Origin of the sequence: Bosea sp. RAC05 (genome assembly GCF_001713455.1) — a bacterium.
In the GTDB taxonomy this organism is placed as follows: Bacteria; Pseudomonadota; Alphaproteobacteria; order Rhizobiales; family Beijerinckiaceae; genus Allobosea.
In genome coordinates, this window is record NZ_CP016464.1 from 3,014,957 (window position 1) to 3,036,939 (window position 21,983).

Below are 21,983 nucleotides of genomic sequence, written 5' to 3' on the forward strand. Positions count from 1 at the left end.
GAACGAGGTTTTCCCATCATGAGCGCCCTGCCTGTGGCGTCCGGCCAGGGCCGGGCGCTCGTCATCCGCAACCTCGTCAAGGAGTACCGGCCCGGACAGCCGGTGCTGCGCGACATCTCGCTGACGGTCTCCGAGCCGGGCATCGTCGCGATCATCGGCCCGTCGGGCACCGGCAAATCGACGCTGATCCGCTGCATCAACCGGCTGGTCGATCCGACATCGGGCTCGATCCTGCTCGGCGGCACGGACCTGGCGAAGCTCCAGGGCGAGGCCCTGCGCCAGGCGCGGCGCCGTCTCGGCATGGTCTTCCAGGAGTACAACCTCGTCGAGCGGCTGACGGTGATCGAGAACGTGCTCTGCGGCCGGCTCGGCTATGTGCCGGTCTGGCGCGCCTGGACACGGCGCTTCCCGGAGGCCGACATCGCCCGCGCCTTCTCGCTGCTCGATTCAGTGGGGCTGGGCGAATTCGCCACCCGGCGTGCCGACCAGCTCTCGGGCGGTCAGCGCCAGCGCGTCGGCATCGCGCGCGCGGTGATGCAGGACCCCGATCTGGTCCTCGCCGACGAGCCGACCTCCTCGCTCGACCCCAAGACCTCCGTCGAGATCATGGAACTGCTGGCGCAGGTCGGGCGCGAGCGCGACATTCCGGTGCTGGTCAACATCCATAACGTCGCGCTGGCGAAGCGCTACGCCCTGCGCATCATCGGCATGTCGAAGGGCATGGTGGTCTATGACGGGCCACCGGCCGGACTGCAGGACAGCCATCTGGCGGAGATCTACGGCGGCGAAGGCTGGATGGAATGAGCGCACCTCCGCTCGCCTCGGGAAGCCTGCGCGCCCGCGCCTTTCCGCCAAACTGGCCCCTGCGCATCGGCGCGGCGCTGTTTCTCGTCTATGTCGCCTATGCCGCGCAGATCCTCGACATCCGCTGGGAGCGTTTCGTCCTGGGGCTCGACAATGGCGCCCGCTTCATCGGCCGGATGTTTCCGCCCAACACCGCCGCCGACAAGATGCAGCTCTTGTGGTCGGGGATGCTGGAATCGCTGCAGATCGCGATCATCGCGACGGCGGCGGGCGTGCTGCTGGCCCTGCCGCTCGGACTGTTTGCCGCGCGCAACCTGATGCCCCTGCCGGTGACCGTCGCGGCGCGCGGCGTCATCGCGCTGTGCCGCACCTTCCATCCGGTCATCGTCGCCATCCTGTTCGTCAAGGCGGTGGGCTTCGGTGCGCTGGCCGGCGTGATGGCGCTGGTGGTCGCGACGCTCGGCTTCATCGCCAAGCTGATCGCCGAAGCCATCGAAGAGATGTCGATGAAGCCTATCGAGGCGCTGCGCGCCGCCGGCGCGCCGTTCCTCTCGGTGGTGACGATGGGCGTAGTGCCCCAGGTGCTGCCGCGCTTCATCGGCTTTGCCGCCTACCAGCTCGACTCCAACCTGCGCAATTCCGCGCTGGTCGGCCTCGTCGGCGGCGGCGGCATCGGGGCGACGCTGTTCACCGCCTTCCAGCGCTTCGACTATGATTTCGTCCTGACCATCATCATCGCGATCATCGTCACCGTGATGGCGGGCGAGGTGCTCTCCGCCTTCATGCGGCGGATCTACCAGGACGAGGCCCCGTCCGGCCTCGTGGTCGAGAGCCCGCAGGGCCGGCTGTGGCGCCGGTTCACGCCGCTGGAACGCGGCCTGAGGCTGGCGTTCTGGGGGCTGGCGGCGCTGGCGCTCGGCTGGTCGGTCCAGACCATCGAGGTCATCCCGGAATTTCTCTACGACGCGCCGCAGCAGACCGCGGACCTGTTCGGGCGGATGTGGCCGATCGACTGGAGTTATTTCGGCAAGACCGTCGGCACCGCCCTGGTCGAGACGCTGCATACCGCAACGCTGGGCACGATCCTCGCCGTCCTGCTCGCGACCCCGGTCGCCCTGATGTGCGCCCGCAATGTCGCGCCGTCGCCCTGGGTCAATGCGCTCGGCCGCTTCATCCTCGTCGCGACGCGCTCGGTGCATACGCTGGTCTGGGCGCTGCTGTTCGTCGCCGTCTTCGGGCCGGGCGCGCTGGCGGGTGTGATGGCGGTGGCGATCCACTCGATCGGCTTCACCGGCAAGTTCCTGTCCGAGGCGATCGAGGAAGCGAAAGCGGGCCCGATCGAAGCGCTGCGTGCCGCAGGCGCCTCGCGCCGCGCCATCCTGCTGAAGGGCTTCTGGCCCCAGGTAAAGCCGGCCTTCCTGGCGGTGAGCCTGTTCCGCTGGGACATCAATGTCCGCGAGAGCGCGGTCCTCGGGCTGGTCGGCGCGGGGGGGCTGGGCGTCGCGCTGCAAGCCTCGATGGACAACCTCTACTGGGACCAGGTCGGCCTCGTGCTCCTGGTGATCTTCGCGGTCGTCGTCGTGACCGAGATCGTCACCGCGACCATCAGGTCGCGGGTCATCTAGCGGGGGATCGGACGATCCGATGCGCGGGGAAGCGGAGCCTTACTTCGGGGCGAGATAAGACTGCCAGCGCTTCAGAAACTCCTCGCGCTTTGCCGCCGCCTCGGTCTCATCTGTGTCGAAGATCTTGATGCTGGCCATGGCGGGCAGGTCGGCATGCTTGGCGACATCGATGTCAGACCGGCTCGGACGCCGGAAGGCGGCCTCGAGCAGGGCGATCTGCACCTCCTTCGAGAGCAGCAGATCATAGGCCGCTTTCGCTGTGGCGCCGGCAGGCGCGCCCTTCACCAGCACCTGGAACTCCGGCGTCGAGAACGTCCCCTCCGCAGGATAGAGCAGCGAGATTTCGCGCTGCCCACCGGCGACATAGGCATAGGCATTGGATTCGAAGGTCAGCCCGACGGCATATTCGCCCTGAGCGACACTGCGCAGGACGGTCGAGGCCGCGCTCGATACCGTCAGGTTGCCGGCCAGGGTCTTGAGCGCGTCGGGCCCGAGCAGCTTGTCGATGCCCCAGAGGATCGTATAGGCGGTCGAACTGTTGGCCGGGTCTGCGATGATGATCTTGCCCTTGAAGGCCGGGGCGAGCAGGTCCTTCCAGCTCTTGGGCGCAGGCGTCCCGCCGAGTTGGTTCTTGTTGATCATCGCCACGACGAGATGGACGTTCGACGCCGTCCACAGGCTCTGCGGATGGCGCAGGGCGGCCGGGATGCTCGCGGCCTCCGGCGAGGCATAGGGCTCGAACAGCTGCGTGAAGGCGCCGAGCGTGTTGGCGCTGGAACTCCAGAACAGGTCGCCCTGCGGCTTGCCGGCCTCTGCCTCCAGCCGGCGCAGCAGCTGGCCCGAGCCGCCGGTGATCGTGCTGATCTTCACATTGGGCAGCTTGTCCTTGGCGACGCCGAGGATGGCGTCGACCGACTGGGCGTTGTTGGAGGTGTAGAGCACCACATTGCCCGCAGCGGCCTGCGCCATGGCCGGGCCGAAGGCGGGTATGGCGGACAGGCCCGCAAGCCCGGCGAGCAGTGTGCGGCGGTCGATGGTCTTGGTCATGGTCGATCCCTTCATGGTAGTTCCCTCCTGATGGTCGCGGGTCACTGTCCCCGCGCCGGTTGTTTCGTGACGCGTCGGCTCAGCTCTTGGACGAGAACAGGTCGACCCTGAAGATGCGGGTGGCGACGAGGATCGGGATCAGGATCACCGCGACGAGGACCAACCCGTAGGCCGAGGCCGAGGCCATCAGATTGGAATCGATCAGCTTGAAGATCTGGATCGGCATGGTCTCGCGGCCGCCGGAATAGACGATGATCGAGGCCGAGAGCTCGGCGACGGTGGTCGTCCAGGTCAGCACGGCGGCGGCCGCGATGGCCGGCAGCATCAGTGGCAGCACCACCTTGAAGAAGGTCGCCACCGGCGGCACACCGAGGCTGATCGACGCCTCCTCGATCGAGTTGGGAATGTTGTAGAGCGTCGAGGACGCGTTGCGGATCCCGAACGGCAGCCGGCGGACGATGTAGGCCAGCACGATGATGCTCGCCGTCCCCGTCAGGGGCAGGAAGCCGGTGTTGAACGACATCAGAAGGCCGATGCCGATGATGGTCCCCGACAGGGCGAGAGGAAGCGCCGTCAGGTAGTCGAGCGCCGGGGTCAGGATCGTGCGTTTCTTGACGATCAGGTAGCTGACGATGGCGCTGAAGGTGATGCCGATGAGGGTTGCCACCGCCGCATAGGTCAGCGTGTTCAGCACGGGATCGGGCGCGATGCGGAAGAGCCGCTCGACATGGACGGTCGTCCACTCACCCCAGCGCATCACCGGGCCGCGCGACACCGTGAAGGCGCCGATCACGATCGAGCCGAGCGGCAGCAGCGAGACGATGACGAGCAAACCGGCCAGCAGCCCCGTGACGAGCCCGGGCAGGCCGCGCAGCGATTGCGCCCGCGCGCCGCGGCCCTGGGTGACCTCGTGACGCCCGCGCGAGACGATCCAGCGCTGGACGAAGAGCACGATCATGACGAGCGCGATCGACACGCTGGCCAGCGTCGACTGCATCACCGGATCGGAGCCGCCCTCGGCGACGGCCGCCTGATAGGTCAGCACCGACAACAGCGGGACCCGGCTGCCGAGGATCGTCGCTGTCGCGAAATTCCCGACGACGAGGGTGAATACCAGAAGCGCACTCGCCAGCACCGACGGCAGCACCACGGGCAGCATGACGTTGAGCCGCGAACGTGCGGGCGAGGTGCCCAGACTCTGCGCGGCCTCCTCGAGCTGCACGTCGAAGCCGCGGATTGCGGCCAGCGTGCCGATGTAGACATAGGTGTAGTAGGTGAAGGTCATCACCGTGATCAGGCCGGGCCAACCGTAGAAGCTCGGGATGTCGATGCCCCTCGCGCCGAGCCAGCGGGTGATGAAGCCGTTGTTGCCGAGCATCATCAGCCAGGTCTGGGCGGCGATGACCTCCGGGATCACGAGCGTGACCAGCGGCAGCACGGCGACGATGCCCTTGCCGGGGAACGAGAACCGCGCCGTGAAATAGGCCAGCGGCACGCCGATCAGCGTCGTGGTCAGGGTCACGGCCAGGCCGAGCGCGATGGTGTTGACGATGGCGGTGGCGTATTTCGGATCGGCTGCCAGCATCGCCCAGCCCGAGCGGCCGCTGCTGCCACCGAAGCTGCCGGTGAGCACGTTCAGTAGCGGATAGAGCAGGAAGACCGCGAGGATCGCCAGCGCCAGCGCGGACAGCCAGAACCAGACCGAGCGCAGCTGCGCGCTCATGACGCCAGCACCAGGGTCTTGCCCGGGTCGAGGACGAGCCCCACGCGGGCGCCGGGTTCGAAGCGGTCATGCGCGCCGTTCTGCAGATCGACCGCCAGCACCCGGCCACCGGCGAACGCCACCTTGTAGCTCGTCTTGCCGCCGAGATACTGGCGATGGGCGATGGTCGCCGGGAGGGCGTCCAGCGCCTCCCCTCCGACCATGACGATGTCTTCCGGCCGCGCGACGAGGATGGCGCGGCCGGCCGGCAGCGCCGCGGGTGCGCGCGCAGCCAGGCTCATCCCGTCAAAAGCCACCGGACCGACCTCCCCTGCCTGCCGCCTCCCGGTCTCGACCTCGACCAGATTGGCGCCGCCGACGAAGTCGGCGACGTAGCCGGTTGCCGGCTCGCGATAGATCGTGGCGGGTGTCCCGACCTGTTCCAGCCGGCCCTTGTTCATCACGCCGATCCGGTCCGACATCGCCAGCGCCTCCTCGCGATCATGGGTGACGAAGACTGTGGTGATCTTCGCTTCGCGCTGGAGTTCGACGATGGTTTCACGGACCTGGAGGCGCAGCTTGGCATCGAGGTTGGAGAGTGGCTCGTCCATCAGCAGCACCCGCGGCTGGATGACCAGCGCGCGCGCAAGCGCCACGCGCTGCCGCTGTCCGCCCGAGAGCGCGGCCGGATGGCGCTCCCCGAGATGGCCGAGACCGACCCGTTCCAGCGCCGCTCCGACCCTGGCCCTGACCAGATTGTCGGCTTGCTTGCGGGCGCGCAGGCCGTAGGCGACGTTGTCGAAGACGGTCTTGTCGGGAAACAGCGCATAGTCCTGGAAGACCATGCCGATGTCGCGCCGGTGCGGCGGCAGATGCGTCACCTCCTGACCGCCGAAACGCAGGCGTCCGCGCTCGGCCGGCACGAACCCGGCGATCGTCCGCAGCAGAGTCGTCTTGCCGCACCCGCTCGGCCCCAGCAGCGTAAAGAACGAGCCGGGCTCGATCGTCAGCGCGAGCCCGTCGATGACGCGGGTCCCGCCATAGGCGACGGCCAGATCCTCGATTGCGATTCCCATGCCATCCCCTCGAGATTGTCGCTCCGCTGGATCGTTGCGCGCTATGTCGCCGGCCGGCCCGTCATGGCCCGCTCGACGGCGATGAGCGCTTCGCGGTGCCGGGCCGGGTCCCCGGCTACCAGAATGCGCGGGCCGGTCGCCTGCGTGATCGGGGCCCCCTCCCAATCGGTGATGACGCCCCCGGCGCCTTCGATGATCGGGCGGAAGGGGGCGATGTCCCAGAGCTTGAGCCGGGTATCCAGCGCCACGTCGATGCGGCCCGACGCGATCCGCCCATAGCTCATGCAGGCCCCGCCCCAGATGCGCCAGGCCGTGGCGTCGCGCAGCGCGTCGAGCGCGGGCCGCTCCTCGTCGTCGAAGAAGTCGGGATTGCTCGCCGACATGATGGCGTCGGCCAGCCTGTCGCAGGACCGGGTGCGGCAGGGCGCGCCGTTGTAGAGGGTCGCCCTCCCCTTCACGCCCAGCCAGCGCTCGCCAGTGATCGGATGGTCGATGATGCCGATGATCGGCTCGCCCGCCTGCATCAGGGCAATCAGCGTGCCGTAGACCGGCATGCCGGCGATGAAGGCGGCCGTACCGTCGATCGGGTCGAGCACCCAGACATGCTCGGCATCGAGATCCTGGCCGCCCTGCTCTTCCCCGAGAACGCCATGCCCGGGATACGCGTCGGCCAGCAGCTCGCGCAGGCGATGCTCGATCCGGGCATCGAGCGCTGTCACGAAACTCCGGTCCGGCTTGACCTCGACCTCGGGCCGCGACGCTGCCGCCTCCCTCAGGATGGCGCCGCTTTCCGCAGCCAGCCGGTCGGCCATGTCGAGCCATCCCGACACATCGTTCCCGGCGCGCATCAGCTCCCCTCCCTGACCCCGGGGACGATCTAGCATTTGTGGGAAATTGTGGCAATGTGGGTTTTATAGCGTTTGAGTTGAATCATGCCGTGATGGCGGCCGCCGGAAAGGCAAGTGCATGTGGCAGGAAGAGCGAAAGCAGCGCATTCGCACGCTGCTCCAGACCTTCGACAGCGTCTCGGTCGATCGGCTCGTTCAGGAGTTCGGCGTTTCCACCGAGACCATCCGCCGTGACCTGCTCGCGATGGAACGGCAAGGCAGCCTGCGGCGGGTCCATGGCGGAGCGGTGAGGCTGCCCGAGCAGCAGGACCCGTCTTACGAGGCCCGTTCGACGGTTCGGCTGAAGGAAAAGCGGGCGATCGCGCACGCAGCCGCACGGCTGGTGCGGAGCGGGCAGACGCTGTTCCTCGATGGCGGAACGACGACGGCGGCCCTCGCCGAGGAACTCAAGCTGATCTCCGGGCTGAACATCCTGACCAACTCGCTTCAGGTGGCCACGATCATGGCCTCGACCCAGAAGACGACGGGAACCCGAGTCTTCCTGCTCGGCGGCGAGATCGTGCATGAACCTCCCGAGACCGGCGGCGCGTCGACCATCAACGACATCCACCGCTTCAAGGCGGACATGGCTCTGCTATCCCCCTTCGGCATCGACATCGAAGGGGCGGCGACCAACTTCTTCGAACATACGGCCGAAATCGCCCGGGCCATGGTCCGAAATTCAGCCTCTGTCGTGCTGATTGCCGATCATTCGAAGGTCGGTGTCACCAGTCGCGTCCGCTTCTGCGAGACAGCCGAGGTGTCGACGCTGGTCACCGACCGCAAGGCGGAAGCGTCGCCCGCGCTGGCAGCCCTGTCGAAGGTGATCGGACGGATCGTCGTCGCGAATGCCTAGGCCGTCGCCATCGAGACGTCCCTGCCCCTCGTCCTTCGCGCGTTGGGGCTAACAACCCGATGCCAGGATGGCGACGCCTGCGATGAAGGTCCGCCAGCGGGCATCAGCCCAGCGTCAGGAAATGGCGTTTCGCTCCGGGGGACATAGCCGCCCATTCGGCCCGGCGTCGGCACAACACTGCCCTGCTCAACATGGGGATGCCCTTGAGTGGTGGCCTTGATAGAAACCGCCACGAAAGGACGGCCTTGTCATGCTTACAGCGAGTTGGGGTGAACGCGACTTCATGCGCCAGGGACGCTCGCTCGCGGTGGGCGACCGCGGCATAGCGGCGACGTCCCATCCGCTCGCAACGCTGACGGCAATCGATGTTTTGCGCACCGGTGGCAACGCGGTCGATGCAGCCATCGCGGCAATAGCGCTCCAAAGCGTGGTCGATCCCCACATGACAGGCATCGGCGGCGACTGCTTCGCTCTTTATGCGCCCGCCAGCGGGACACCTGTGGCGATCGATGGGTCCGGGCGCGCTCCCGCGGCAGCCGAACTCGGCTGGTTCCTCGAACGTGGGATGAGCGCGATCGCGGATGACTCCGTCCATGCCGTCACGGTGCCGGGCGCGATCTCGGCCTGGTGCCGGCTTCATGGCGATCACGGCCGGCTGCCGCTCGATCGGGTGCTGGAGCCCGCCATCCGAGCCGCTGAAGACGGATTTGTCGTGACCCCGCGTGCGGGACTCGACTGGGCCCGGTACGGCGACCGTCTTTCACGCCACGGCGATGGATCCGCGGTCTACCTGCCGGGCGGAAAGCCGCCCGCCATCGGCGCGCGCCTTGTTCATCCGGCCCTGGCCACGACACTGCGCGCGATCGCCTCGCGTGGCGCCGACGCGTTCTACCGGGGCACCGTCGCAGACAGCATCGTGCGGGCTCTGCAATCGCGCGGTGGCTTGATGACACTGGACGACCTGGCCGGCTACGAGGCGACATATCGTGCGCCGGTGGGCGCCGATTATCGCGACCATCACATGCTCGAATGCCCGCCGGCGGGCCAGGGCGTCGCCGCTTTGCTGATCCTGAGGCTGCTGGCGCGCCACGATCTCTCGTCGGATACGCTCTCGGAGGCGGACCGCATCCATCTGCTGGCGGAGGCGACCAAGGCCGCCTATCGGCAGCGCGATGCCCTGATCTGCGATCCTGACAGCCGCCCGGTCGATGTCGACGCGCTTCTGTCGGACACCACCGTCGCGCACTTGTCCGGCCTGATCGATCCACGACGCGCTTCGGAGGCCTCAACCTTCGACATGCCCGTGCATCGTGACACCGCTTATATCTGCGTCGCCGACCGCGACGGGAATCTCGTCTCATTCATCAATTCGCTGTTCTTCGCGTTCGGCAGCGGCATTTATGCCCCCGACAGCGGCGTGCTGTTGCAGAACCGTGGCGCCGGCTTTCGCCTGATCGAAGGCCATCCAAACGCGATTGCCCCCCGCAAGCGCCCCTTCCATACGATTATCCCAGGCCTTGCCCTCAAGGCGGGCAAACCAACCCTGGCCGTGGGCGTCATGGGCGGCCAGTACCAGGCGACAGGACATGCCCATATCCTCTCGGCCGTGGTGGATCGGGGGCTCGACATCCAGGCTGCGTCCGATCTGCCACGCAGCTTTGCCTTCGACGGGACGCTTCAGTTGGAGCCGACCGTCTCGCAGGAAGCCATCGATATCCTGATCTCCCGCGGCCATCGGACCATGATCGTCGACGAACCCCTGGGGGGCTGCCAGGCGATCTATGTCGATCACGAGCGCGGCGTGATGTTCGGGGCCACCGATCACCGCAAGGATGGGGTGGCGCTGGCCGTCTGATCGCGACAGCAGACTGGTGCGACTACGCTCTTCTGGTTGCACGCCCCCCCTGACGCGACCGCGGTGACGTTGACGCATCGGGGGCAACATTGTTCATTCGGCTTTGAACCGGTTCAAATTAGGTTTCATGGCTCGATATGTCGCTTCACGCCTCCTGAGCCTGCTCCCGATCCTGTTCGGGGTTTCGGTCGTGACCTTTCTGCTGATGAGGCTGGTCCCGGGCGACCCTGTCATCGCCATGCTCGGCCTTGAGGCCGACCAGGCGGCGATTTCGGCCATGCGGCTGCGCCTGGCGCTCGACGACCCGCTGCCCCTGCAATACCTCCACTGGATATCACGCGTCATCACGGGAGATTTCGGCCGGTCGGTCCAGGGCGGGCGCGAGGTCCTGCCGCTCCTCCTGGGAGCGCTTGGCCCGACGGCGCTCCTGGCGACCGCGGCGTTGATCATCTCGCTGTTGATCGCGATCCCCGCCGGCATCGTCGCCGCGACCAGGCGCAACAGCGCCGCCGATTACGGCGCCTCGCTCATCGCGCTGTTCGGCTTATCGATGCCGAGCTTCTGGCTCGGCATTCTTCTGATCCTGTCGCTGTCCATCGCCTATCCGATCTTCCCAGCCTCAGGGTACGTCTCACCCCTCGTCGACCCGCTCGCTCACTTGCGACATCTGACCCTGCCGGCACTGACGCTGGGCGCTGCTCTCGCCGCGGCCACGATGCGCATGACGCGGGCGACGATGCTGGAGATCCTGCGCTCGGATTTCGTGCGGACGGCCCGAGCCAAGGGGCTCGGCCCACGCGCGGTGGTGTGGGGGCACGCGCTGGCCAACGCTCGCATCCCGATCGTCACGCTGCTCGGCATCCAGCTGGGCCAACTCCTAGGCGGCGTCGTCATTACCGAGACGGTGTTTTCCTGGCCCGGGATCGGCAAACTGACCGTGGATGCCATCTTCGCGCGAGACTACCCGGTGGTTCAGGGCGCCGTGCTGCTCACCGCGACGCTGTTCGTCACGATCAACCTGCTCACGGATCTGCTCTACACCCTCCTCGATCCCCGGATCCGGCTCGCATGAGCGCTCCGGTCGAAGCCCTGTCGCCTCTGCCGCCGATGGGCTTCGCCCGCGTCGTGCGAGGCTTGCTTCGCGACCCGCGCTCGGCAGCGGGGCTGGGTTTGGTTCTGCTCGCTGTCGTGGCCGCTGTCTTCGCAGGCTGGCTTGCCCCCTTCGATCCCGAAGCGCCGGACTTCATCAACACGCTGTCGCCACCCGGCTCGGCCCACTGGTTGGGCACCGATGACCTCGGGCGGGACGTTCTCTCGCGCATCATCTACGGCGCGCGCGCGTCGCTGTTCGTCGGCGTGCTCAGCGTCGTGGCGGCCGCGGCGATCGGCACGGTGCTCGGCTTGATCGCGGGCTATGCGGGGGGGCTCCCCGACACGCTGATCATGCGCGTGATGGACGTCATCTTCGCCTTTCCGAGCATTCTGCTGGCTCTCGCGATCACGGCAGTGCTCGGACCGAGCCTGACCAATGCTGTGCTGGCCATCGCGGTCGTGAATCTGCCGATCTTCGCCAGGCTGGCCCGTGCGCAGACCCTCGTGGTGGCCCGGCTCGACTATGTCGAGGCCGCACGGTCGCTGGGCAGCAGCCACAGTCGGATCCTGCTTCGCACGGTGCTGCCGAATATTCTCGCTCCCGTCATCGTGCAAGGCTCGTTGCTGTTCGCGTCCGCGATCATCACAGAGTCCTACCTCTCGTTCCTCGGTCTTGGCGTTCAGCCGCCGACGCCGACCTGGGGCAACATGCTGCGCAACGCCATCGGCTTCATGGAGCTGGCGCCTTGGCTGGCCTGGTTTCCGGGCGGAGCCATCTTCCTCACCGTGCTCGGCTGCAATCTGCTCGGCGACGGCCTGCGCGACCGTTTCGATCCCCGCGACTGACCCCCCACCATGCAAGAGGAGAACACGATGTCGATGACGACCCGGCGCCGCCTGCTGGCCCTTCTGGCTTCGGCCCCCATCGCCGCTTCTGCCCTCCCAGCCTGGGCGCAGGCCGCAAAGACCCTGACGGTCGGTATCGTCTCGGACCCGGTGACGCTGGATCCGGCCATGATGGGGTCGTTCTTTGAGATCTCGGTGCAGTACAACCTGTTCGAGCCTTTGGTCCATGTCAGGCCGGACCTGACGATCGAGCCCGGTCTCGCCAGTGTCGAGACGCCGGACCCGCTGACCTACAATTTTGCGCTCAAGCCCAATCTGACTTTCCATGACGGCACGCCGATCGACGCGGCTGCGGCCAAAGCGAATTTCGACCGTGTCCTCGACCCGGCGCTCGGCTCTCCTCGCCGCAGCGAATTGGCCCCGGTCGATACCGTCACGGTCACTGGCCCGTTGACGTTCACCATCAAGCTCAAGGCGCCCTACGCGCCGCTGCTGCAGGTTCTGTCGAACCGCGCGGGGATGCTGGTCTCGCCAACGGCCGTCAAGGCGCTGGGCGCCGACTTCGCGACCAAGGCGGTCGGGGCCGGGCCCTACAAGCTCGTCAGCTGGACGAAGAACGCCGAGCTCGTGCTCGAGGCGTTCCCAGGCTATTGGCGCGGTCCGGCGCCTATCGAGCGTGTCGTGTTCCGGCCGATCGCCGATGAGACCGTCCGGCTCGCCAACCTGCGCTCGGGCACCGTTCAGCTCGTCGACGCCGTGCCGGCCCAGTCTGTGAGTCAGCTCGCGCGCGAAGCCAGCGTGACGCTCAAGCAGGCGCCGGGCCTCGGTTTCAACGCCTTCTCCTTCAACACGACGCGGGCGCCCTTCGACAACATCAAGATCCGCCAGGCGTTTACGACGGCGATCGACAAGCAGGCGATCCTGCGCGCTGTCTACTTCGGCACAGGCGCCATCGCGTCCGGCGGCATCCCACCGTCCATGGCTTGGGCCCACGATGCCGCCTTCGCGCCCTACAAGCCGAGCGTGGATGGCGCGAAGAAGCTGCTCGCCGAGGCAGGCGTCACGGCTCCGGTGCCGGTGACCATCACCGTCACGAACTCGCCCGTCCAAGTCCGCACGGCAGAGGTCCTGCAGGCACAGGCCAACGCGGCCGGGTTCAAGGTAGAAATCAAGCAGATCGACGCCACGAGCCTGATCACGGTGCTCAGGCAGAAGGACTTCGATCTCTGCATGTCCCCGTGGTCGGGCCGGACCGACCCTGACGGCAACCTGTTTAACTATTTCACCAAGACAGGCCCCAACAACTTCATGGGCTACCAGAGCGACAAGGTCACCGACCTTCTGGAGAAGGCCCGCAGCGCCCCGGTTCAGGCCGATCGCGCGAAGCTCTACCGCGAGGCTGAGGCGCAGATCGCGGCCGATGCTCCCATGCTGTTCCTGACGTTCCCCGCGACGCTTCAGGCTTCGACGAAGGCTCTCGAATGGCTGCAGTATCCGGACGGCGCCTTCCGCCTGCAGTTCGCGAAGCTCGGCTGAGCTGATCCCCGTCGGCGCGCGTGATACGCGCGCCGACCTCCCTCTTTATCGACGAGATCACGACACCATGGCCAAGCGCATTCTCCTGGCCGGCGAGAGCTGGACCTCGACCGCAACCCACATCAAGGGCTGGGACCAGTTTCCATCGGTCACGCATCACCGCGGGGCCGACGCTTTCATCGCCGCATTGTCGGGAGGAGACTATGTCTTCGACTACATGCTCTGCCATGAGGCGGCGGAGGGGTTTCCATCGACTCCAGCCGCGCTCGACGCCTATGATGCGATCATTCTCAGCGATATCGGAGCCAACACGCTCCTCCTGCCACCGCAGGTCTGGATCCATTCGCAGCGTGCGCCCAACCGCCTGAAGCTGCTGCGCGACTATGTCGAGCGCGGCGGCGGTCTCATCATGGTCGGCGGCTATTACAGCTTCCAGGGGATTAACGGCGCGGCCCGATACCGGAACACGGCCGTCGAAGCCGTGCTGCCCGTCTCGATCCATCCCTATGATGACCGCCTTGAGCTGCCCGAGGGCATTCATCCCGTCGTTGCCCAAGGCGCAGCGGATCATGACGTCCTCGCCGGCCTGCCGACGGAACTGCCCTATCTGCTCGGCGTCAACGAGACCGTGTTGAAGCCCGGCGCCAAGGCCCTTCTGACCTTGCCGCCCGAAGAGGGCGGGCACCCGCTGCTGGCCATCGGCGAGGCCGGCCGCGGCCGCACCGCCGCCTGGACGACCGACATCGGCCCGCACTGGCTGCCGAACGAGTTTCTGGCCTGGCAGGGCTTCAGGCCGCTGTGGATGCAACTGCTCGACTGGGTCGTCCGCAAGGGGTGACGCCGTAATGAGCGAGAAGACGCCTGCGATGACGATCGACCAGGAGGCGGTTGTGGCGGAGGTGGCGGACGCCTTCGCCGGCTATGAGCAGGCGCTGATGGGCTACGATCCGGCGGCACTGGACGGCTTCTTCTGGAGCGATGACCGCGCAGTCCGTTTCGGCATTGCCGAAAACCTCTATGGCCATGCGGCCATCGCGGCCTATCGGCGTACCCGCACCTCCGTCCCGCAGCGCGTGCTGTCCAATACGCGCATCATCGCGATCGGTCGCGATGCGGCGGCCGTCAGTACCGAGTTCCGCTATCCCGGCGATCCTCGGATCGGACGACAGAGCCAGACCTGGGCCCGTATGCCGGAAGGCTGGCGCGTCGTCGCAGCGCATGTCTCGTTCCAAGAAGACGTCGAACGCTGACGATCTGGTGAGGGAGGGACATGTTCGGGTGGTAGACAGGCCTGAGATCCGCCGCTCGGGAGAACCAACCATCGATGACGTTGCGCGACATGCGGGCGTCTCGAAGGGGACGGTGTCGCATGTGCTGAGCGGCAAAATCCGGGTTTCGCCGCAAACGCGCGCGCGGGTCGAGGGCGCGATCCGCGACCTCGCGTTCCAGCCTGCTGAAGCGGCCCGCTCGTTGACCGCGCGAAAGCGGCTGGCCGATGGTGAGCGCCATGCTCCGGCCCATGTCCCGCGCCTGACGACCGTCGGCTACGTGTCGGTCGACTTTACGGCCCAGCTGGACCGCCTGCCCCGCCGCGAGGAACGGCGGCTGTCGCGCGCCATTGGCAAGACGATCGGCGGGCCTGCCGCGAATGTCGCCGCCGTTGCCGCCGGCATCGGTCCGCCCTTTCCCATATCGGCCTCGATCCTCACCGCCATCGGCGTCGATCAGGACAGCGACTGGGCCACCGCCGAGCTCTGGGGGCGCCGCGTGGACGTCATCACGCCCCCCGAGCGGCGCAGTGGCCGCGTGAACCGGGCGCTGGTCTTGGTCGAGGCGGATGGCCGGCGCACCATCGTCAACGAGCCTTCGCTGCTGGCCGAGGTCGATGTCGAGCATTTCCTCGCCACGACCGACGCCAAGCCACTGACCTGGTGCCTCCATTTCGAGGGCTATCAGGTGCCAAGCCGGATGGCGGCTGTGGCCGCCGCCCGCAAGGCCGGCTTCGTCGTGTCGATGCAGGCGACTGGCATGCCGCCCGATTGGCTGGCCGCGCATCATGCGACAGCGTTTGGCGCCTTCGACATCATGGTTCTGCATCGCGAATCCCTGACCCAGATCGAGCCCGCGGCGGCCACCGTCGAAGCCGGTATCGAGGCCCTTGCCGCCCTCGCTTGCCGCACACCGGTTTGGCCGCGCCTCGTCGTGGTGACGCTGGGCGAAAGAGGCGCTGTCGCTGTCGCAGGGGACGGCGCCTTGAGCTACGCAGCCGCGCCTGCTGTGGAGGTTGTCGATCTCACCGGGGCGGGCGACGCCTTCGTCGGTGCGCTCCTCGCGGCCGTGCTCAACGACGCCCCGACCGATATGGCTTTGCGCCTCGCCTGCGCCGCCGGCAGCCTGCAAACCACCCGCTATGGCGCCCAGGAGGTTCTCCCTGGTGCAGCGGCTCTCTCCCATCTCGCCGGAATGCCGACAGCGGCATTCGCGGCCCTCACAAACGGACCGGAACCGATCTCGTGAACACGTCGATCTTTCGCGCAAAAACGTCAGCCGTGCAGCGTCTCTTCGGTCGCGACAAGGCCGTGATCGGTGTCATCCATTCGCTGCCGCTGCCTGGGTCCCCCCATTATGATGGCGCCAATGTCGAGGACATCTATGCCTTCGCCTGCGATGAGGCCGAGCGCTACCGCGATGGCGGGGTCGATGGACTGATCGTCGAGAACCACGGCGACATTCCGTTCGCCAAGCCCGACGAACTCGGCCCCGAAACGGCCGCCTGTATGGCCGTGATGGCCGACCGCGTCCGGCGTGCGAGCGGCCTGCCGATCGGGATCAATGTGCTTGCCAATGGTGCAATCTCCGGGATCGCTGTCGCCAAGGCTGCCGGCGCCGGCTTTGTCCGCGTCAATCAGTGGGCCAACGCCTATGTCGCCAATGAGGGTTTCATGGAGGGCAAAGCGGGTGCAGCCGCGCGTTATCGATCGTGGCTCAGAGGCAGCGACATCGCGATCTTCTCCGACGTCCACGTCAAGCACGGGGCCCATGCGATCGTCGCCGACCGCAGCTTGCAAGAGCTGACGCGCGACTCCGAGTTCTTCGATGCCGACGCGGTGATCGTAACAGGCCAGCGCACGGGCGATGGTGCCAATCTCCAGGATCTCGCCACGGTCCGTGGCGCGACGTCGCTTCCGGTTTTGGTCGGCAGCGGCGTGACTCCAGACAACGTCACCGCCATCTTGGACCACGCCAACGCGGTGATCGTCGCCAGCGCGCTCAAACATGGCGGGAGCTGGTGGAACGCCGTTGACCCTGTCCGCCTTCGGGCCTTCATGGCCGTCGTCGAGCAAGCACGGGCATGAGCCGCGTCGTCGTCTTCGGCAACGCTTCGCTTGACATCATCCTGACGCTGGAGGCGTTCCCGAGCGCTGGAGAAACGGTGCTGGCGCGCGAAGTCCTCACCTGCGCGGGCGGCAAGGGCCTCAACCAGGCGCTGGCCGCCGCGCGGTTCGGTCATCCCGTTCATTTCGCCGCCGCGATCGGACATGACAACGCAGCAACCCTGATACAGGCGGCGTTGGCGACAGAACAGGGCCTGTCCACGCGCTGGCTCTTTCGCAGCCTCGCCACCGACATGTCGTCGATCTGGCTCGACGGCACGGGCGAGAACATGATCTCAAGTTCGAACTTCTGCGCACACTCGGTGACCGCAGCGGACGCGGAGCGCGAGCTCGCGACTCTGCACTCAGAGGATTGGTTGGTGCTCCAGGGCAACCTCACGCTTGATGCCACCAGGGCCGCCATTGGCATGGCCCAGCGGGCTGGCGCACGGGTTCTGCTCAACACGGCGCCTATGCAGGGCTGGATGCGGGATGTCGTTCCTCTGGTCGATGTTCTCGTCGCCAACACCGTTGAAAGCAGCCAGATGACGGGCCTTGACGCCGAGCCAGCCGTCGCGGCCTTGCTTGAACTCGGTGCCGAGCACGTCGTTGTGACGCGAGGCTCGACGGGCGCGAGCTGGCGCAGCCGCGATGTCGCAATCGACCTGCCTGCACCGCACGTCGTCGCTGTCGATACTGCGGGGGCTGGAGACATGTTCGTTGGCAGCCTGGCCGCCAGTCTTGCCAACAAGCAGCCGCTGCCTCAGGCCTTGGAGAGAGCTATCACGCTGGCCTCGTTCACCGTCACGAGGAAGGGTACGTCCACGTCATTTCCCTCGCGCGAGGAGGTCACGCGCCTGAGCCCTTTCCGGCATTGACGTCGCCCGTTGGTTGAGAAACGTCACGGTGACAGGCGCTCTCGCCCTGTGCTGTTCCAGATCTCAAGGCGCTTGGCGGCGGAAAGGTGGTCCTGGTGCTGGGCCAAGGCAGATAAGCGTCATCGAGGATCCCGTGAGGCGGACCGACGACCCCATCGGCCGACTGCATGTTGTCTTGACGCAGGACCGTCCGTCAGTGGTGGAGCAGGCCAGGGCCTTGAGCTGCTGCGGTGCCTGTGCGCACGGCAGCAGGTCGATCTGGCTTTGCGGGTCGACGCCGATGAGCTTGCAGGTTTCGACAAGCGAAGCGATCACAGACCATGGCTCGCCGCCGCCATCAGCGTTGCGACTTCCACCGCGCCATTCGCGCCACTGTGGACCGGAAATCGTCGACATCCGCCACTGTTTGAAGCCTGCTGGCCTCGCACTTCGCTCGAACGTCCGCTTCATGGCAAAACCGCGACGTCCGGAAGGCGCGCTATCTGTCAGCGACCGCCGAGGAGCGCCGCTTCCAGAGCGTCGTCCGAGATACGCCAAGTAGCTTGGCGGCCTCTCCAACATTCCCGCCCGTCTGCACGAGGGCCTTCTCGATGACGGCGGCGTCTGCGGCAGCTCGCGCGCGCGAGAGGTCGGTTTTCGGCAGATCAGCGAGCCGTTGTTCGGGAAAGAGGTCGGCGGGGCCGATCAGGGGTCCATCAACCATGACGCCCGCGCGGGCAATCCGGTTCCGCAGTTCGCGCACATTGCCCGGCCAGTCATGGTTCACCAAGGCGAGGCGCGCCTCCTCGGCGAATTGCTTCGCCTCCGCGCCTTGCTGCTTCGATTCGTCGAGAAAACGCCGGGCGAGCGGCAGGATCTCATTGACTCGTTCGCGCAGCGGCGGGATCGCGAAGGTCAGCACCGAGAGGCGGAAGAATAAGTCGTCGCGGAATCGCCCGTCCCGGCGCATCCGATTGAGGTCGGCATTCGTGGCAGCGACGATCCGTCCCCGAAACTCGCCATCCCGCGTCGCGCCGACAGGACGGAACCGTCCGTCCTGAAGTACTCGCAGCAGCGCGGCCTGCAGCCGCAGGTCGAGCTCGCCGATCTCGTCAAGAAAGAGAGTGCCAGCTCCGACCTCCTCGAAATGTCCGACATGCGCCTCCACGGCTCCGGTGAAGGCTCCGCGCCGATGGCCGAAGAACTGGCTTTCGAGCAGATCCTTGGGGATCGCTCCGCAATTTACGGCGACGAACGGCTCGGCCGACCATGGCGAGGCCTCGTGGAGACGCCTGGCCGCCACCTCCTTGCCGACGCCGGTCTCACCCGTCATCAAAACCGGCAGCCTGGAGCCGGCCGCGCGCTCTAGCTGTTTACCGAGCACCGCCATTGCGCCCGATGGAACCTCTGTTACCTCGGCTTGCGGGCTCTCGGCGGATGAACGCAGCCTCGCGCGAATGCGCCCGACGAGATCGTCGACATCATAAGGCTTGGTCAGATAGTCGTCGGCACCAGCCTTCACGAGACGTACCGCCTGCTCGACCTCGCCATAGGCGGTCGCGAAGACGATTGGGGTGAGCCCGAGAAAGCTTTGTGCCCGGCGATAGAACTCCTCGCCCGACCCGTCAGGCAGGCGGATGTCGCACAGCACGAAGGCCGGGCTGCGTCGCCGCATCGCCGCGAGCGCCGAGCGCAAGTCCTGCGCCCAGATCGGCTCGAACCCTTCGAGCTTCAGGCGCTGCGTGATCGCGCCCCCCAAGACCTGATCGTCCTCGACGACGAGGATGACGGGACCGCGGATCATGACTGCCGTTCCTCAGATCCCAGCGGCAGCGTCAGCGTGACCGTTGTGCCGGTCTGCGGCGAGGCGTCGATCCCGATCCGCCCGCTCAGCCGTTCAACGAGACGGATCACGATGCCAATCCCAAGACCGGGACCCTCGAGGCCATCTGGACCTTGCTCGTAGACGCGAGCGAGCGAGGGCGGGATGCCTTCGCCGGTATCAGATACAGCGAGCAGCAGCGAGGCCTGTCCGATACGGGCCGAAAGGCCGACGCGGCCGCCCTGAGGCGTCGCTCGCATCGCGTTGAGCAGGAGATTCAGCAGCACCTGCCGGACCTCCAGCGCCGGAACGGGAAGGCTCTCCGGCAGGGCCACATCAAAAAGCAGCGTTACCTTCCGCGCCCGGCTGTCCGCCTCGACCAGCAGGCGAAGATCGTCAAAATCCCGGCGCGTCAGCGGACGCCAATCCGCCTGAGGACGGTAGCTCGCGAGCGTCGCGTCGACGACCTGCCCCAGCGCATCGACCCCACGATCCAGGAAGCCGAGCGTCTCATCGCGCGTCGGCGCCTGGTCGCCGAAACGGCGAAGCGTCGATATTGCGGTGCGCATGCCCGCCAGCGGATTGCGGACCTCGTGCGCGATCACGGCCGCGAGCTGACCGAGATCGGCCTTACGCTGCTGTTCTGCCATATGCGCAAGCATGCTCTCCCGCTCGCGACTGGCGTGGACCATGGCATTGAAGGCGTGGAACATCATCCTCGACGAGTTCTCATCCGGCATAGAGGCAGCCTCGATCGGCTTGGGGGTGCCCAAGGCTGCCTGATAGAGGCGTTGCGCGATGATCGTCACTGGCTGCTGGATCCGGCGCATCATGAAGAAACCGGCGATCGCACAAAGCCCCGAAAAGACAAGGTCAGCAAAAAACAGGAGCCAGCGCAGCCATTCGCGGTCACCTTGGAACCCAGACGCGTCGAGATGGGCAGCCACCTTCCCGTAGGACCGGTCGCCGATCTGCAGGGATCGCCAGAACCAGACGCTTCCGTCGTCGCGCCGGAGAACCCCGGCCGGCTGTGCCGTGATCGCGCCCGGCAGCGGTTGCGGAGTGCCGGTCTCGTCTCGCGCCAGGGTGATAACGGTCTCGCGGGAATCGACGAAGCCGACCTGCCGCTCGATGATGCCCTCGTGGAACGAAAGAGCCCGGCGCAATGCGTCCTCGATCGCCGCAGCGTCTCCAGTCCGTGCATAGGGAAGCACGGCGGCAGACAGGCCGTCCAGATAGACTTGCCCCAGCAGTTCGGTCTGCCGCTCGCTATGACGCGTCATCACAAACAGCGCGGCCTGGGTCGAGGCTACGGCCGCGAGAAAAATCATAGCTGCCGCGGCGAGCGGCAGCCGGATCGCGACCGGCAGCTCGGCGATCGAGAATTTCAGGGTTCGCTCCCGAACCGGGTGGGTTGAACGCGGACCCGAGGTCGTCTTAGCCGAAGATGACAATCGGGGAGGCGCGCTCATCGGACTTTGCACGCCGCGACGAGTTGATCCAGCCGGGATGCCCCTGATTGCCATGTATGATGACATCGGCGGCGAGCGGTTGCTGTCGGCTTTCGATGCATGGCGGATCTCTTCTTTCGGCTGCGAACACTGGCAGTACAAAATCCGTTACGGCGGCTGTGTCGACGCCTTCCGCGGCGCGGATTGCCAGCCGAGCATCCGGCCACGGATCGGTGGCGAGAAACCAAGCGAGCGTCCGGTCGCTGTGGGGTGTGCCGTCATGCAGAAAGACGATGCGCTCGATCGAACTCGTCGATGCTCCGACCGCCGCCAGCGGAAAGATGCCGCGCATGACGAGATGGGCTAGCGGGTCCGTGACGCCATCGCCGGCGCCGTGGTCGAACCAATGATGAGCGTCGATCAGCACGAGGCCTCGCGGCGGCAAGTGTGAGCGCAGGAACCTCGCGGGATCGCCCTCGTCGAGCTTTATGTCATAGGGAATGCCGGTCTGCGTGACCGCCGCCTCGAACCGTTCGACGCTCGCGGCGAGCCTGTGCCTGGCCTGTTCGATGCGTTTCGTCCGCAGACGCGACGCATAGTGATTGCCGCCGAGCGGAACCGGGCCGACATGGGCCAACATTTTCGTATCGATGATGGCCATGGCCCTGATCTCGCCGTTATGAGCCTTCGCCAGATCGATCGCCCGTGCCACGATTTCATCGCCGAGTGGGCTCGACGACAGCGCGACGACGACGCGAAACCGCTCTGGCTCGACTCCCGACCGTCCAGGAGCGGGCACGTGGCTCACCGAAGGTCGGTCGAAGGAGCCGCGCTTCAGCGCTCCAGCCAGCTCGTCGCCGCTCGTGCCGGTCCAGAGAGGCACGCCGCCGACATAGCCGGCACGCGCGAGCAAATGGCCTGCGATCGGCGTGGTCACCAGCAGGAAGCCGACGCCCAGCACGACCTTTACCCAGACGTCGAGTGAAGGATAGGCGAAGGCGACGCCGATCAGGACCAGGCCGCAGCCGGCCACGCCGGCCTCGGTCGCAGCATGCATGCGCATGAAAAAATCGGGTAGGCGCAGCACGCCCGCCGCCGCGATGAGGCAGATTGTGGCGCCGACGACGAGAAAAAGTGACGACAGCCAGAGCAT

19 protein-coding genes are annotated in these 21,983 nt (G+C 66.6%); 12 read left to right on the forward strand and 7 right to left on the reverse strand.

Annotation, left to right across the window (positions count from 1 at the left end; translation table 11 throughout):
- The first annotated feature begins 18 nt into the window (after positions 1–18).
- Entirely contained in the window at positions 19–804 is a 786-nt protein-coding gene (phnC, locus tag BSY19_RS17720) for a phosphonate ABC transporter ATP-binding protein (RefSeq protein WP_069055295.1), read from the forward strand.
- Entirely contained in the window at positions 801–2,429 is a 1,629-nt protein-coding gene (gene phnE / locus BSY19_RS28595; protein ID WP_083247680.1) for a phosphonate ABC transporter, permease protein PhnE, read from the forward strand. The genes phnC and phnE overlap by 4 nt, the downstream gene beginning before the upstream one ends.
- Before the next feature lie 39 nt (positions 2,430–2,468).
- Here the strand turns inward: phnE and BSY19_RS17730 are convergent, their stop codons facing one another.
- From BSY19_RS17730 to BSY19_RS17745, 4 genes are all read right to left on the reverse strand, one after another.
- Positions 2,469–3,491 (reverse strand): extracellular solute-binding protein, encoded by a 1,023-nt coding sequence (locus tag BSY19_RS17730; protein WP_210184384.1) that lies wholly within the window; start codon positions 3,489–3,491, stop codon positions 2,469–2,471.
- A 64-nt stretch (positions 3,492–3,555) separates the two neighbouring features.
- Positions 3,556–5,199 carry an ABC transporter permease gene (locus tag BSY19_RS17735; protein WP_171905168.1) on the reverse strand — a complete coding sequence of 548 codons (1,644 nt, stop codon included), beginning with the start codon at positions 5,197–5,199 and terminating at the stop codon, positions 3,556–3,558.
- Positions 5,196–6,254: an ABC transporter ATP-binding protein gene (locus tag BSY19_RS17740; protein ID WP_069055296.1), complete on the reverse strand. Its 1,059-nt coding sequence runs from the start codon at positions 6,252–6,254 to the stop codon at positions 5,196–5,198. The genes BSY19_RS17735 and BSY19_RS17740 overlap by 4 nt, the downstream gene beginning before the upstream one ends.
- A gap of 41 nt (positions 6,255–6,295) precedes the next feature.
- The gene (locus tag BSY19_RS17745) at positions 6,296–7,102 is read right to left on the reverse strand and encodes an inositol monophosphatase family protein (protein ID WP_069055297.1); all 807 of its coding nucleotides are present in this window, start codon (positions 7,100–7,102) and stop codon (positions 6,296–6,298) included.
- A gap of 118 nt (positions 7,103–7,220) precedes the next feature.
- On the opposite strand from BSY19_RS17745, the gene BSY19_RS17750 reads away from it, so the two are divergent.
- The 10 genes from BSY19_RS17750 (at position 7,221) to BSY19_RS17795 (ending at position 17,578) form a co-directional block, all read left to right on the forward strand.
- Positions 7,221–7,997 (forward strand): DeoR/GlpR family DNA-binding transcription regulator, encoded by a 777-nt coding sequence (locus BSY19_RS17750; protein WP_069055298.1) that lies wholly within the window; start codon positions 7,221–7,223, stop codon positions 7,995–7,997.
- Between the two features lie 250 nt (positions 7,998–8,247).
- Positions 8,248–9,852 (forward strand): gamma-glutamyltransferase, encoded by a 1,605-nt coding sequence (gene ggt, locus BSY19_RS17755; RefSeq protein ID WP_069055299.1) that lies wholly within the window; start codon positions 8,248–8,250, stop codon positions 9,850–9,852.
- 103 nt (positions 9,853–9,955) lie between these two features.
- Entirely contained in the window at positions 9,956–10,924 is a 969-nt protein-coding gene (locus BSY19_RS17760) for an ABC transporter permease (protein ID WP_210184385.1), read from the forward strand.
- Between the two features lie 35 nt (positions 10,925–10,959).
- Positions 10,960–11,790, forward strand: a complete 831-nt coding sequence (locus tag BSY19_RS17765; RefSeq protein WP_150129656.1) for an ABC transporter permease — start codon at positions 10,960–10,962, stop codon at positions 11,788–11,790.
- Positions 11,791–11,817: 27 nt separating this feature from the next.
- Entirely contained in the window at positions 11,818–13,326 is a 1,509-nt protein-coding gene (locus BSY19_RS17770) for an ABC transporter substrate-binding protein (RefSeq protein WP_069055302.1), read from the forward strand.
- Positions 13,327–13,393: 67 nt separating this feature from the next.
- The gene (locus BSY19_RS17775) at positions 13,394–14,164 is read left to right on the forward strand and encodes a glutamine amidotransferase (RefSeq protein ID WP_069055303.1); all 771 of its coding nucleotides are present in this window, start codon (positions 13,394–13,396) and stop codon (positions 14,162–14,164) included.
- Between the two features lie 7 nt (positions 14,165–14,171).
- A complete protein-coding gene (gene hpxZ, locus BSY19_RS28410) occupies positions 14,172–14,576 on the forward strand; it encodes an oxalurate catabolism protein HpxZ (protein WP_069055304.1) in 405 nt (134 codons plus the stop codon).
- Positions 14,545–15,843: a PfkB family carbohydrate kinase gene (locus BSY19_RS17785; RefSeq protein WP_083247682.1), complete on the forward strand. Its 1,299-nt coding sequence runs from the start codon at positions 14,545–14,547 to the stop codon at positions 15,841–15,843. The genes hpxZ and BSY19_RS17785 overlap by 32 nt, the downstream gene beginning before the upstream one ends.
- Positions 15,840–16,682, forward strand: coding sequence for a BtpA/SgcQ family protein (locus BSY19_RS17790; protein WP_069055306.1), 843 nt, complete (start codon positions 15,840–15,842; stop codon positions 16,680–16,682). The genes BSY19_RS17785 and BSY19_RS17790 overlap by 4 nt, the downstream gene beginning before the upstream one ends.
- Complete coding sequence (locus BSY19_RS17795) at positions 16,679–17,578, forward strand: ribokinase (protein WP_069055307.1); 900 nt, start codon at positions 16,679–16,681, stop codon at positions 17,576–17,578. Before BSY19_RS17790 ends, BSY19_RS17795 begins: the two co-directional genes overlap by 4 nt.
- 478 nt (positions 17,579–18,056) lie before the next feature.
- Here BSY19_RS17795 and BSY19_RS17800 read toward each other — a convergent pair whose 3' ends face one another.
- Genes BSY19_RS17800 through mnhG form a run of 3 tightly spaced genes read right to left on the reverse strand, consistent with a single transcriptional unit; the run spans position 18,057 to position 21,983 of the window.
- A complete protein-coding gene (locus BSY19_RS17800; protein ID WP_069055308.1) occupies positions 18,057–19,361 on the reverse strand; it encodes a sigma-54-dependent transcriptional regulator in 1,305 nt (434 codons plus the stop codon).
- Positions 19,358–20,851, reverse strand: a complete 1,494-nt coding sequence (locus BSY19_RS17805) for a sensor histidine kinase (RefSeq protein WP_171905169.1) — start codon at positions 20,849–20,851, stop codon at positions 19,358–19,360. The genes BSY19_RS17800 and BSY19_RS17805 overlap by 4 nt, the downstream gene beginning before the upstream one ends.
- Complete coding sequence (mnhG, locus tag BSY19_RS17810; RefSeq protein WP_069055310.1) at positions 20,817–21,983, reverse strand: monovalent cation/H(+) antiporter subunit G; 1,167 nt, start codon at positions 21,981–21,983, stop codon at positions 20,817–20,819. Before mnhG ends, BSY19_RS17805 begins: the two co-directional genes overlap by 35 nt.